The 12,702-nt window shown below is 70.1% G+C and carries 10 protein-coding genes; 8 read left to right on the forward strand and 2 right to left on the reverse strand.

Going from position 1 to position 12,702, the window contains the following annotated elements; translation table 11 throughout:
• Nucleotides 1-15: 15 nt before the first annotated feature.
• The 4 genes from ACFYWM_RS21335 to ACFYWM_RS21350 all read left to right on the forward strand — a co-directional run bounded on the left by ACFYWM_RS21335 (nt 16) and on the right by ACFYWM_RS21350 (nt 5,293).
• Nucleotides 16-1,290, forward strand: coding sequence for an MFS transporter (locus ACFYWM_RS21335; protein ID WP_389917201.1), 1,275 nt, complete (start codon nt 16-18; stop codon nt 1,288-1,290).
• A 131-nt stretch (nt 1,291-1,421) separates the two neighbouring features.
• Nucleotides 1,422-2,126, forward strand: a complete 705-nt coding sequence (locus ACFYWM_RS21340) for a metal-dependent transcriptional regulator (protein ID WP_389917202.1) — start codon at nt 1,422-1,424, stop codon at nt 2,124-2,126.
• Between the two features lie 117 nt (nt 2,127-2,243).
• Nucleotides 2,244-4,469: a SpoIIE family protein phosphatase gene (locus ACFYWM_RS21345; RefSeq protein ID WP_389917203.1), complete on the forward strand. Its 2,226-nt coding sequence runs from the start codon at nt 2,244-2,246 to the stop codon at nt 4,467-4,469.
• A gap of 50 nt (nt 4,470-4,519) precedes the next feature.
• Nucleotides 4,520-5,293, forward strand: coding sequence for an alpha/beta fold hydrolase (locus ACFYWM_RS21350; protein ID WP_389917204.1), 774 nt, complete (start codon nt 4,520-4,522; stop codon nt 5,291-5,293).
• A gap of 46 nt (nt 5,294-5,339) precedes the next feature.
• Here the strand turns inward: ACFYWM_RS21350 and ACFYWM_RS21355 are convergent, their stop codons facing one another.
• The gene (locus tag ACFYWM_RS21355) at nt 5,340-5,501 is read right to left on the reverse strand and encodes a hypothetical protein (RefSeq protein WP_389917205.1); all 162 of its coding nucleotides are present in this window, start codon (nt 5,499-5,501) and stop codon (nt 5,340-5,342) included.
• Between the two features lie 221 nt (nt 5,502-5,722).
• Here ACFYWM_RS21355 and ACFYWM_RS21360 point away from each other — a divergent pair, with 221 nt between their 5' ends.
• Nucleotides 5,723-6,124, forward strand: a complete 402-nt coding sequence (locus ACFYWM_RS21360) for a hypothetical protein (protein WP_389917206.1) — start codon at nt 5,723-5,725, stop codon at nt 6,122-6,124.
• A gap of 282 nt (nt 6,125-6,406) precedes the next feature.
• On the opposite strand, the gene ACFYWM_RS21365 is transcribed toward ACFYWM_RS21360, so the two are convergent.
• Nucleotides 6,407-7,552, reverse strand: a complete 1,146-nt coding sequence (locus ACFYWM_RS21365; protein WP_389917207.1) for an acyl-CoA dehydrogenase family protein — start codon at nt 7,550-7,552, stop codon at nt 6,407-6,409.
• Nucleotides 7,553-7,953: 401 nt separating this feature from the next.
• Here ACFYWM_RS21365 and ACFYWM_RS21370 point away from each other — a divergent pair, with 401 nt between their 5' ends.
• The 3 genes from ACFYWM_RS21370 (at nt 7,954) to ACFYWM_RS21380 (ending at nt 12,698) form a co-directional block, all read left to right on the forward strand.
• Entirely contained in the window at nt 7,954-9,231 is a 1,278-nt protein-coding gene (locus ACFYWM_RS21370; RefSeq protein WP_389917208.1) for a hypothetical protein, read from the forward strand.
• A gap of 12 nt (nt 9,232-9,243) precedes the next feature.
• The gene (locus ACFYWM_RS21375; RefSeq protein ID WP_389917209.1) at nt 9,244-10,077 is read left to right on the forward strand and encodes a class F sortase; all 834 of its coding nucleotides are present in this window, start codon (nt 9,244-9,246) and stop codon (nt 10,075-10,077) included.
• 1,391 nt (nt 10,078-11,468) lie between these two features.
• Nucleotides 11,469-12,698 carry a glycerophosphodiester phosphodiesterase family protein gene (locus ACFYWM_RS21380; RefSeq protein WP_389917210.1) on the forward strand — a complete coding sequence of 410 codons (1,230 nt, stop codon included), beginning with the start codon at nt 11,469-11,471 and terminating at the stop codon, nt 12,696-12,698.
• Nucleotides 12,699-12,702: the final 4 nt, after the last annotated feature.

Consider the following 12,702-nt stretch of genomic DNA (forward strand, 5'->3'; position numbering starts at 1 on the left):
TAGAGAGGTAACGGGGTGGGTTTCGGGGACTTCGTCCGTAGGCACGCGGCTGACACGCGCCCGCTCGCCATTCCCGCCTACCGGCGGCTGTGGGCCGGTCAGGGCGTGTCGTTCATCGGCTTCCAGCTCACCTCGGTGGCCGTCAGCGCCCAGATCTACGAGATCACGAAGTCGTCCTTCTGGGTCGGCATGCTCGGACCCGCCAACCTGATCCCCCTGGTCGTCTTCGGGCTGTGGGGAGGCGCGATCGCCGACGCGGTCGACCGTCGCAGGCTCCTCCTGATCGGCGCGCTGATCGCCTGGGCCGGGACGCTCGCGCTCCTGGTCCAGGCCGCCCTGGGCTCGACCAGCGTCGGCCTGCTGCTGGCCACCGTGGCCGTGCACGCCACCGGGTTCGCCATCACCGGGCCGACCAGGGGCGCGATCATCCCCAGGCTGGTCCCCGCCGACCTGGTCCCCGCCGCCAACACCCTCAACTTCCTGGTGGGCGGCCTCGGCACCGTCATCGGGCCCCTGCTCGCCGGGGTCGTGCTCGCCGGGAGCGGCTTCGCCACCGCCTACCTGATCGACGCGCTGCTGTTCGGCGCCGGTTTCTACGCCGCCGTACGGCTTCCCAGGCTCGAACCGGTCGGCGAGGTGACCCGGCCGGGACTGCGGTCGGTCGTGGACGGCCTGCGCTACGTCTCCGGGCACCCGGTCGTGCTGATGTCGTTCGTCGTCGACCTCATCGCCATGGCGTTCGCGCTGCCCAGGGCGCTCTTCCCGGAGATCGTGGCCGAACGGTTCGGCGGCTCCCCGGTCGCCTTCGGCTGGCTGTCGGCCAGCGTCGCCATCGGCTCGGTGCTCGGCGGCGTGCTGTCGGGCTGGGTGGGCCGGGTCCGGCGTCAGGGACTGGCGCTCACGTACGTGATCGCCGCGTGGGGGCTCACCGTCGCCGCGGCCGGGCTGGCCGGCCAGCTGTGGCTGATGGTCGCCCTGCTCGCCTTCGGCGGGGCCGCCGACCTGGTCTCGGCGGTGTGGCGGCAGACGATCCTGCAGACCCACGCGCCCGACGACATGCGGGGCAGGATGCAGGGGGTCTTCATGGTCGTCGTCGCGGGAGGCCCGAGGCTGGGAGATCTGCGGGCGGGGGCCACCGCCTCCTGGTTCGGCGCCACCGGCGCCTGGGTGGGCGGCGGGATCGCCTGCGCGGTGGCCGTGGTCGCCGTGGGCCTGGCCGTCCCCGCCTTCAGAAAATATCGTCCGTCGCGCGGAGCGTTTGGGCAGCTAGGGAAGGATTTGGCGTCCTGACGCGTTGCCGACCTTTGTCATCGTGGGCTGTTCTCCCAATAGGGTCGTCTTCTCAAACTTCCGAGGTCCCGCGCCGCCCTCCCGGGAACACCGCGCGATGGACGTAGCATCGAGAGAGGACGGGAGGAACCTTGACCGCACACGGCCTGATCGACACGACGGAGATGTACCTTCGTACGATCTTCGAACTGGAGGAGGAGGGCATCGTCCCCCTGCGCGCCCGCATCGCCGAGCGTCTCCAGCAGAGCGGCCCCACCGTCAGCCAGACGGTCGCACGAATGGAGCGCGACGGGCTGGTCCGCGTCGAGGGCGACCGCCACCTGACCATGACCGACCTGGGGCGCACGCTGGCGATCCGCGTCATGCGCAAGCACCGCCTCGCCGAGTGCCTGCTCACCCAGGTCATCGGGCTGCCCTGGGAAGAGGTGCACATAGAGGCGTGCCGCTGGGAGCACGTCATGTCCGACTCCGTGGAGTCCAGGCTCGTCAGCCTCCTCAACAACCCCACCGAGGACCCGCACGGCAACCCGATCCCCGGCCTCGAGGAACTCGGTGTCGTCGGCGCCCCCGGCGGCAGGCCGGAGTCGCTGCCGTCGATGGCGGCGATGGCCGGACCCAGAGATATACCCGTTGTCGTGCGGCGAATTAGCGAACAAGTGCAAAGCGATCCGGCTGTGATGCTTAAACTCAAGCAAGTTGGGATACAACCCGGACGCGAGGTGACGCTCGCGGCGAGCGACGACGGTGTGCGGGTGACAGGTGACGACGAGGCGGACAATTTTCTTGCGGATCTCCCGCGAGAGATTGCCGCGCACGTTTTCGTCTCCACACGCTGACCGAGGCCCCTTAGCTCGGTTGGATCCCGTTCGGGAGTCCCTCCGCTCCCAGGCCGAGACTGCAGGAGCAACCGTGGTTCGCTTTGCACACACCCGCCCCCGACGGGCGGTCACCGGATGAAGCGGTGGGGGGATGTTTCCCAGGACGCCGCCGATCACCTTACGGCCGGTTCCGTCCTGGATCACGCTGAGATGGCGGTGGTCGTCACCGACAGGTTCAGCAACCTTCTCTACTGGAACCCGTTCGCGGAAAGGCTGTTCGGGCGCCCCGGCACCTCGGGGCCCCGTGACCAGTCCCTCTCCCTGGGCATCATGGAGAAGGATCACCCGCTCGCCGTCGAGCTCTCCAAGCACGTCCTCAAGGGCGGCGTCTGGGAGGGCACGTTCGACGTCAGGCGCGGGGACGGGACGATCATCTACGTACGCGCGCAGGCCGTGCCGCTGCGCCATCCCTCCGGAGCGGTGACGGGCATCGTCATCACCGCCCGCGAGGCGATGCGCAGCAACGAGCGGGAGAAGGACCGCTTCGGCCTGCTGGAGCGGATCGGCGAGCGCCTCGCCGGGTCGCTCTACGTCGAGGAGACGCTCAAGCGCGTCGCCGAGATGCTCGTCCCGCAGTTCGCCGACCACTGCTTCATCGAGCTGATGGAGGAGGGGCGGCTGACCCGCAGGGTCTCCACCCACGTCCAGGGCTGGAGCCCGCCGCCCAACACCTGGGCGCCGCTGGGGGCGGAGATCCGCTACCCGGTGGGGCACTACGCCGAGATCGCGCTGCGTCGCCAGGAGACGATCCTCGTCGAGGACTTCTCCCAGACCAACTACCCCAGCCCCGGCGAGGCCAACACCCGCCTCGCCGCCGAGATCGGCATGACCTCGGCCATCGTGGCGCCGCTGTGCGTGCGCGGCGAGACCCTCGGGCTGATGTACCTGGGGCTGTCCAACCTGACCGACCGGCGCAGCCCGCACTACGACGCCTTCGACCGCGACTTCGTGGGGGCCATCGCCACCCGGGTCGCCCTCGCCGTCGACAACGCCCTGCTGTTCGAGGAGGAGCGGCACACCGCCGAGTCCTTCCAGAAGCACCTGCTGCCCCGCGCGCTGCCGCAGCTCGACGGGCTGGACATCGCGGTCCGCTACTACCCGGCCGCGCCCCTGGCCAGCCACGGGCAGGGCATCCAGACCCAGGTCGGCGGCGACTGGTACGACGTCATCCCGCTGTCGGCGGGCCGGGTCGGCATCGTCATCGGCGACGTCGAGGGCAGGGGGGCCAAGGCCGCGGCGGTCATGGGGCAGCTGCGGGCGGCCCTGCGGGCCTTCGCCCAGGACGACAAGCCGCCCGCGGAGATCCTCGCCAGGCTCGACGAGTGGACGCGCATCATCGCCACCCCCGAGCAGGACGAGAGCGGCGCCGACATCAGCGTCCCGCCCATCGTCACCTGCCAGTACCTGGTGTACGACGCCTGGTCGCGGCAGCTGTCGTTCGCCAACGCCGGTCACGCCCCCCCGTTGCTGCTCATCGGCGACACCTGCACCGAGCTCGACATCCGCGAGGTCGGCCAGCCGCTGGGGGTGCGGGCCAAGGGCATGCACGCCGACCTGGTCTACAAGGAGGAGACGCGGACGCTGCCCCCCGGGGCCGCGTTGCTCCTCTACACCGACGGGCTCGTCGACCGCCGCCCCGTCCGCGACGCCGACGGCAGGCCGCCCAACGTCGAGGAGACGCTGGCGCAGCTCTGCGGCAAGCTCATCGAGATCAGCGACGCCTCCGTCGAGCGCATCGCCGACGCCGCCACCGTCGCGGTGCCCGGCGAGATCGACGACGACATGGCCATCCTCGTGCTCAGGTCCGCCTCCGAGGACCTGGCCGTCGAGGAGCGGACCTTCCCCGCCCAGCCGATCATGGTCGGGGAGGCGCGCCGGATGGCGTCGGAGGCGTTCGTCGGCTGGAACGTCCCCGAGGAGCGCGCCGAGCTCGCCTGCCTGCTGGTCTCCGAGGTCGTCACCAACGTCGTGCTGCACGCCGCCAGCGCCAGCATCCCGCGCAGGGAGCTGACGATGGACGGCCCTCCGCTGCCGTTCGACGAGTCCTGGGACGTCCCCGGCTTCGAGGACGAGGTCGTCAACGAGAAGGAGTTCACGCTCAGGCTCCGCCGGGGCCGGGAGTCGGTCTGGGTCGAGGTCTTCGACCAGGATCTCCGGCTGCCGCGCATCCGCAGCGCGGGGGAGAACGACGAGGGCGGACGGGGTCTCTATCTCGTCGACCAGCTCGCCAGGCGCTGGGGTTCCCGCCCGACCAAGGAGGGCAAGGCCGTCTGGTTCGAGATCCCCACCAGATCGCGCTGAACCACCCGCAAGGCTGGAACACCTCCCCGATCGGTGGTTGACTCGGGGGCATGGAGCTGGCGTTCGAACGGCGCGGGACGGGTCCCTCCCTGGTCCTGCTTCACGGTATTGGGCATCACTGGCAGGCATGGCTGCCAGTGCTCGACCGGCTCGCCGCCGAGCGAGACGTGATCGCCGTCGACTTCCCCGGTTTCGGCGTCTCGCCGCCGCTGCCCTCCGGCACTCCGTACACGGCCGAGAGCCTGGCGGACGCGATCGAGTCCTTCTTCGCGGTGCTCGGCCTGCGCGACCCTCATGTCGCGGGCAGCTCCCTGGGCGGTTACGTCGCCCTCGAACTCGCCTCGCGCGGGGTGGTCCGCTCGGCCGCCGCCCTCTCTCCCGCCGGGTTCTGGAACCGCAGCGAGCTCCTGTACGCGCGAGCCGTCCTCCGCTTCACCAGGGCCTCCGCGCGCCGCATGTCCCCCGAGAAGGCCGCGGCCATGGCGGAGGATCCGCTGAGCCGCGCTCTCAGCGGTGGCGTCATGATGGCCCATCCGTCGAGGGTCACGCCCGAGGCGATGCTCGCGTCCCTCCAGGCGCTCAAGGACGCCTCGGGGTTCGACGAGACCCTCGCCTCGTTCGCGGGGCTGATGCCTCCCGCGCCGCCGAAGGTGCCGGTCACGATCGCCTGGGGCGAGCACGACCGGCTGCTCCTGCGCAGGCAGGCCGTCCGGGCGGCCAGGTGGTCGGGGCAGCGGGTGAGGCTCCTCAAGGGCTGCGGGCACCTGCCGATGACCGACGACCCCGAGCTGGTCGCGAGGGTGCTGCTGGAGGCGTCCCGGTAGGGGTGTCCCGTACGGTCCCGGGCGTCCGGGGCCGGGCGGAAGGGGGTCAGCGGATGGTCTGTCCCCAGATGGCGAGCATCGCGATGACGAACGCGACCATGACGCCCACGTAGGCGACCGGGCCGAGCCGGAAGGCGCGGCGCACCCGGTTCAGGCCCCAGGCGAACAGGAACGCCAGGAAGATCAGCAGAATCAGCCCGCTGTCCATCGTCACCACCTCGGGAGAGTCTCCGCTGACCAGTATGCGTCGGCGGGGCCGCCCGTGCGGCCGGTGAACGCAATCCCCGACCCATGGGATCGTTACCTCTCGTGAACAGAACATCGAAGGTAACGCGTGCCCTGCTGGTGGCAGCTCTGGGCGCAGGCCTCTCCGCATGTTCGGGCGGGGGCGTCACACCCGGGCCGTCGCCGGCCGTCGCCACCGTTACGGTGACGGCCTCCCCGTCCGTGGTGGCCTCCTCCTCCCCTTCCCCGTCCTCCTCCCCGTCCGCGTCCCCCTCGGTGGACGTCGACGCGCTCGTCACGGCGTCGCCGTCCACGAGCATTCCCGGGGGCCGGGGCGTCGACGCCACGATGAGCGGGCAGATCGCCCTGCGCGGGACGGACACGATCACCGTGACCTCCGAGAGCGACCAGGAGGTGAAGGCCCTCCTGCTGCCGTACACGATCGTGCTCGACGCGCGGGGGCTGGTCTGCGAAGGGGGTACGGCCCCGAACAGCTGCTCGGTGGAGCAGCTGCAGAAGGCGATCAAGAAGGGGGGTGTTCTTTTCGCCAAGGTGACGATCAAGGACGGGGTGGCCGTCCAGATCGAGGACATCAGCGAGAAGTGACGACCCCGGCGGGTCATCGGGAACCGCCGTCCCGCGGGCGGCGGTTCCCGATAAGGGTGTATCGGTGAGGGTGTATCGGCGGGGGTGCCTCTCAGAGGCCGCGCGCGTCGGGGGAGCGGGTGCGTGGCTGCCGGAGGACGCGGGCGTTTTCCGGAGGCCGCCGTTGTTTCCGAAAAGCCGCCGTGGTTCCCGGAGGCCGCCGTGGTTCTTGAAAGGCCGGTGCGCTTCTCGGAACCGGTGCGCTTCTCGGAACCGGTGCGCTTCTTGGAACCGGTGCGCTTCTCAGAAGCCGAAGGAGCGGCCGATGATCTCCTTCATGATCTCGGTGGTGCCGCCGTAGATGGTCTGGACGCGGCTGTCGACCCAGGCCTTGGCCACGGGGTACTCCATCATGTAGCCGTAGCCGCCGTGCAGCTGGAGGCAGCGGTCGATGACCTTGGTCTGCAGCTCCGTGGTCCACCACTTCGCCTTGGCGGCGTCCACGGCGCTGAGCTCCCCGGCGTTGAGGGCCAGGATGCACTTGTCCACGTAGAGGCGGGCGATGTCCACCTCGGTGTCCAGTTCGGCCAGGACGAACCGGGTGTTCTGGAAGCTGCCGATGTTCCGGCCGAAGGCCGTGCGGCTCTTGCAGTACTCGATGGTCGTCCGCAGGACCGTCTCCGCCGCCGCCACGGCCATCACCGCGATCGACAGGCGCTCCTGCGGCAGGTTGGCCATGAGCTGGAAGAAGCCCTGCCCCTCCTCGGGGCCCAGCAGGTTGGCCGCGGGCACCCTGACGTTGTCGAAGAACAGCTCTGCCGTGTCCTGGGCGTGCATGCCGATCTTCTCCAGGTTGCGGCCCCGGCTGAAGCCCTCCATGCCCCGCTCGACGACCAGCAGCGAGATCCCCCGGGCGCCGGCCGCCGGGTCGGTCTTCGTGACCGCGACGACCAGGTCGGAGTTGATGCCGTTGGTGATGAAGGTCTTCTGGCCGTTGACCACGTAGTCGTCGCCCTCGCGCACGGCGGTCGTCCTGATGCCCTGCAGGTCGCTGCCCGCGCCGGGCTCGCTCATCGCGACGGCCGTGATCAGCTCACCGGAGGTGAACCCGGGCAGCCAGCGGGCCTTCTGCTCGTCGTCGGTGAGGTCCACGAAGTACGGCGCCATCACGTCGTTGTGCAGCGAGTAGCCCAGGCCGGACGCGCCGATCGCGATGACCTCCTCGACGATCACCGCGTTGTAGCGGAAGTCCGTGATCCCGGCCCCGCCGAACTCCTCGGGCACCCCGAAGCCGAACATCCCGATCTCCCCGGCCTTCTTCCACACCTCGCGGGGGACGATGCCGTCCTTCTCCCACCGGTCGTGGTGGGGCGCCACCTCGCGGGCCAGGAACTCGCGCACGGTCTCCCGGAAGAGCTGGTGCTCTTCCTCGAAGAGGTCTCGCTGCATGGTGTGCCTCCTAGGGACTCGTGGCGACGCGTGACGGCTCGTGACACAGAATACGATTCTGTTACCAGCAGGTACACCCGGCCCCTTGGCGTTCGAGGGGGCCGCAGATCACAAGTGCGCCACGGTCTTCGGATCCACCCGCGATCTCGATGCGGCGAAGATGGTAGAAACCGTACGATCTACCCTCGGTGTGCTATGGGTATGCCCGTTGACGGCAGCCTTCGTGATCGGAGTGTGTGGTGGTTCGGTGGCGATCTGGGCTCCGTAGGTCTCTCACGGTTTCGGCCCTGTGCCTTTTCGGCGGTGCGCTGGTCGCGCTGCCCACCGGTGCGTCCGGTGCCAGCAATGCCGAACTCGTGGTCGACTACCGCTGTACCGGGGGGATCGCCCTGGGAACCAGCGTGGTGAACCTCCGGACCACGGTGACGATCCCCACGGTGCTCACGGTCGGGCAGCCGCTCAGCATCGGCTGGGACCTCAAGTACAAGGGCGGCGACCCGGCCAGGTTCGGTTCGCCGGGCTACTTCGGTCCCAAGGGCAAGGTCTTCGTCACCGGGAACGTGCAGCTCTCCGGGAGCTGGATCGGTGAGCTGCAGCCCAAGGGCTTCGTCGAGCAGCCGGGCAAGCTGCAGCCGGGAAAGATCCTGAAGCTCCCCGAGGGAATCTCCGACTCCGCCTACCTCGCCAAGGCGGGCACGGTCAACGTCAGCCCCCGGAAGCTGTTCGTGGACTTCATGCCTCCGTCCGACGAGTTCGTGGTCAACAACGACGATCCCCAGGTGAGCTACCACGGGGCGGGCGACTGGTACGAGCTGAACGACGAGCCGTTGAGCATCGGCGACCACGGCCGCGACCTGCACCGTACGGACAAGGTCAACTCCTTCTCCACCTTCACGTTCACCGGTACCGGGGTCGAGTACATCGCCCGGCGCAGCACGGAGGCGGGGCAGGTCGGATTCCAGATCGACGGTGTGGACGCCACGCCGTCCTCCGTCGACGCTTCGAAGAACCCCGACGGCTCGCCGACGAACGCGGCGCACCAGGGCGGGCTCACGCTGTGGAAGTTCCACGGCCTCAAGTACGGCCAGCACACCCTCAAGGTCATGAACCTGGAGGCCGGGAAGTTCGCGCAGGTCGACGCCTTCCGGGTGATCACGAGGGAGCTGAAGAACCCGCCGGCCGAGTACAGGGCCACCTGCACGCTCGTCAGCGCGCCGGTCTCGGTGAACGTCACCATCTCCGAGCCGGGCACATCCCCCTCGTCCAGCCCGACGATCACCGAGACCCCGGACCCTCCCGTCTCACCCACGATCACCCCCACCGTCACTCCTACGGTCACCCCCACCCCTACCCCCACGCCCACGCCCACCCCGAGTGGCAACGGCAACCAGAACGGCGATCAGAACGGGACGAACAGCACCACCAGGAGCACGACCACCTCGACTCCCAAACCGACCCTGACCGTGACCGCCACCGTCACCCCCACCAGGCCCACCCCCACCACGCCGCAGGTGATCATCACGCCCAGCGGCGGGGCGCAGACGGGTGAGGCTCCGGGGGGAGGCTCCGGGCTGGGGCTTCTCGGCGCGGGCACGGCGATGGTGACGGGAAGCGCACTGGGCGGTGTGGTCTTGATGAGGCGGCGGGCGGCACACGCGCGCGGCCAGAGGGACAGCTGAAGGAGGCGCCGGATGTACCAAGGACCCGTGCAGGGCGGTCCCGACCCCTACCAGGGGCGGGGCCCGGCTCCCAAGCCCAAGGGGAGCATGCTGATGGCCGGGCTCCTCGTGGCCGGGTCGCTCGGCGGGGTGGCCGCGATCATGGCGGGCCTGCTCGCGTACCTGTCCCCGGTGCCGGATGACGCGCCGTACGGCCCGCCCGTACCGCAGGCGGCCGACAGCAACGTCCAGATCCAGCAGGTCCCGGCCGCGGGCCAGCAGCCCGTGGGGGTGACGCCGTCCTCGGTGGGGCCGGGCGGCCTGGACGCCCCCCTGACGGCCGCCGCGCCCACGGCGGCGCCGCCGCTGCCGGTGATCATGCCTCCGGAGCCGTTGAAGAGCGACGGCGTGAGGCCACGGCGGCTCGCCATCCCGAAGATCGGCGTGATGGCCCCGCTGATGGCGCTCGGTGTCGACGCCAAGCGGGAGATCCAGACGCCCCCGCTGAGCAGGCCCAACCAGGCGGGCTGGTACAAGCACGGCCCGATTCCCGGGCAGCAGGGGCCCTCGGTGGTTCTCGGACACGTGAACACCAAGAAGGGGGCGGCCGTCTTCAGCAGGCTGAAGGAGATCAGGCGGGGGGACAAGATCAAGGTCTCCCGGTCCGACGGAAGCCTCGCGGAGTTCACGGTCGACGGCGTGGAACAGGTCAGCAAGGCGGCCTTCCCGTCGAAGCGGGTGTACGGCAACACCGGTGAGGCGACCCTGCGGTTGATCACCTGCGGTGGTGTCTACAACAGCAGGACCGGTCACTACACCGACAACATCATCGTCTACGCGACCCTGTCGAAGACCCGTCGCGCCTGATCGCACCATCCGGTCCGGCCCGGACCGGGTGCGGTTCCCGGTGAACCCGCAGGTCATGGCCTTGGCCACCCGTCTCCGATCGTTAGCCTCCCCGGCAATCCGGGTAGGGAATCGTTCAACAGGAGACAGCCCCCCGAATGATCAGAAGGCGGGGGTGTGCCCAGGTGAGCATCGTGCGGGCCGGGGTCGTAGCCGTACTCATAGGGGTGGCCGCTCTCGGTGCTGTCCAGCACCCGAAGTCGGGGAACGAGCGATCCACGGGCTGGGGTGCCAAGCGTCCCGCGCACTCGACGCCGAAGCACGCCGGGGGCTGGACGACCAAGAACTGGGGCAACGGCGGGCGGACGGCCGAGCGCTCGGAGACGAGGATCGAACGCGGGGGAAACTGGGGATTCGGCCGGCCGAGGCATTCGCACGGCGGGCGGCACAGGACCGGGGAGGCCGGGCGCCGGGGGCCGGAGCGGGAACGCCAAGGGAATCGCTGGTTCGGGCGGCGTGACCCGGGGGGCGGACGCGGCGAGAGGTGGGGGTCCGGAAGCCATCGGGATCGGGCCCTCGGGCGGCCGGGCTCGGACGCCGGGAGAGGTGACGGCCGGGACCGTGCGCGGCCGTACGGGGAAGCCGGGTCGAGAGAACGCGGGAGCGGATGGGGATACGGGCGTCCGGGGGACCGGGAGTCCGGCCGGACGGACAGCCCCTCCGACCGGTACGAGGAGGAGCTCGGGTTCAGGCGGGGCGCTCCGGGCGGTGAGCGCGGCCAGGGCTGGGGGGCCGGGCGCCACTGGGGCCGGGACCAGGGCCGGTACCGGCAGCTCTGGGGGAGCGGTCCGGAGGCCGGATGGCAGGGGGGCCGCGGGTTCGGACGGTACGGGTCCGACGCCCGGCGCCGCGGGGAGTGGGCCAGGCCCGGCGCGCGGCACCATCGTCACGGGCACGGCTACAGGCACGGGCACCGATACGGGCGCGGGCACGGCTACAGGCATGGACACCGGTACGGGCACGGGCAAGGACACAGGCACCGACACGGGTGAGGGCGCGTCCGGTTCGTCGTCCGAGGGCCCCGCGAGCCGGTGCGTCGCCTGAGGCCGACGCGGGGAACCGCCGGGACCGAGGCGGGGAGCGAGACCGGGCCGGGGGCCGGAAGCAGGGGACGCGCGGCCGTCCGTTGACTCCGGTTTCCCTTTCCCGCACCGAGGAGTGAGCGATCTGTCGCTCACTCTTTTTTGTGATCGACGACATCGGGAGACACCTAGGAAAATGTCCCAAGAGACGGTCATATGGTGTTATCTCAGCGAGAATCGCTTCTGATCGTTAATCGCATCTCCAGTCCGGGTATAGCCGTTTATGCGAATGTGTCTCCCCCGCTGAACCGGAGCGAGGGGTGTACACAGGTGAGCAAGGCGCGGGCCGGTGTGCTGGCCGTATTGATAGGTATCGCCGCGATCGGCGCCCTCCACCACGCCGATTCGACGGGCACACGATCCGTGAGCCCCGCGGACGAACGATCCGGTGGTTCGACGGCCGGACGACACGCGGCCTCCATGGACGGCAAGCGGGTCGCGAGGTCCGCGGCGGAGCGTCTCGCGAACCCGGAGGCCCGGCATTTCGGCCGCCACGAGATCGCGCCGATCGTCATCGCACACCGCGGGGCCAGCGCGTTCCGGCCCGAGCACACGCTTCTCGCCTACACGGTCGCCATCTCGATGGGCACCGACTACATCGAGCCCGATCTCGTCTCGACCAAGGACCACGTGCTGATCGCCCGGCACGAGAACGAGCTCTCGGCGACGACCGACATCGCCAGGCACCCCGAGTTCGCCGACCGCAGGACGTCCAAGGTCATCAACGGCCTCCGGCACACCGGCTGGTTCACCGAGGACTTCACCCTGGAGGAACTGCGCACCCTCCGCGCCAGGGAGCGCTTCCCCAGGGAACGGCGGGACAACACGGCGTACGACGGGACGGAGCGGATCCCGACGCTCGACGAGGTGATCCAGCTCGCGCAGAAGCACGGGGTGGGCGTCTACGCCGAGACCAAGTTCCCCACCTACTTCGCCTCGATCGGGCTGCCGCTGGAGGAGCCGCTGCTGGAGACCTTCGCGCGGTACGGCTGGGACGACGAGCGGGACCCGGCCTTCATCCAGTCCTTCGAGCCCGGGAACCTCAAGCGGCTGCGCCCCCTCACGAGGCTGCGACTCATCCAGTTCGTCGGCGCGACCGGCGCTCCGTACGACCTCGCGAGCGCCGGTGACCCGCGCACCTACGACGACATGGTCACGCCGGAGGGGTTGCGAGAGATCGCCCGGTACGCCGACGGCATCGGGGTGGTCACCAAGCGGATCGGCCCCGGTGATCCCGGAGGTCTCGACGGGAGGCCGGTGTCGCCGGTGGAGCTCGTCAGGAACGCCCAGCGGGAAGGGCTCCTGGTCCACGCCACGACGGTTCGCAAGCTCGCCGCGCGGCTCCGGGCGGAGCTCAGGGGCGACGCCTCCGGCGGGCGCGCCGACGAGGAGGTGAGGAAGTGGCTGCAGCGCCTGTACAGGCTCAGGGTGGACGGAGTGATCGCCGACGACCCCGGCCTGGCGCGCGCCGTACGGGACCGGCTGCGCACCGGCGGCTGACACC

It is taken from the genome of Streptosporangium sp. NPDC002721 (assembly GCF_042888905.1).
Classification (GTDB): domain Bacteria; phylum Actinomycetota; class Actinomycetes; order Streptosporangiales; family Streptosporangiaceae; genus Streptosporangium.

Excerpts from the sequence above, each read along its gene's own strand:
- ACFYWM_RS21365 (WP_389917207.1), bottom strand. The coding sequence starts at position 7,552 with ATGCAGCGAGACCTCTTCGAGGAAGAGCACCAGCTCTTCCGGGAGACC.
- ACFYWM_RS21355 (WP_389917205.1), bottom strand. The coding sequence starts at position 5,501 with ATGGACAGCGGGCTGATTCTGCTGATCTTCCTGGCGTTCCTGTTCGCC.
- ACFYWM_RS21345 (WP_389917203.1), top strand. The coding sequence starts at position 2,244 with ATGAAGCGGTGGGGGGATGTTTCCCAGGACGCCGCCGATCACCTTACG.
- ACFYWM_RS21375 (WP_389917209.1), top strand. The coding sequence starts at position 9,244 with ATGTACCAAGGACCCGTGCAGGGCGGTCCCGACCCCTACCAGGGGCGG.
- ACFYWM_RS21350 (WP_389917204.1), top strand. The coding sequence starts at position 4,520 with ATGGAGCTGGCGTTCGAACGGCGCGGGACGGGTCCCTCCCTGGTCCTG.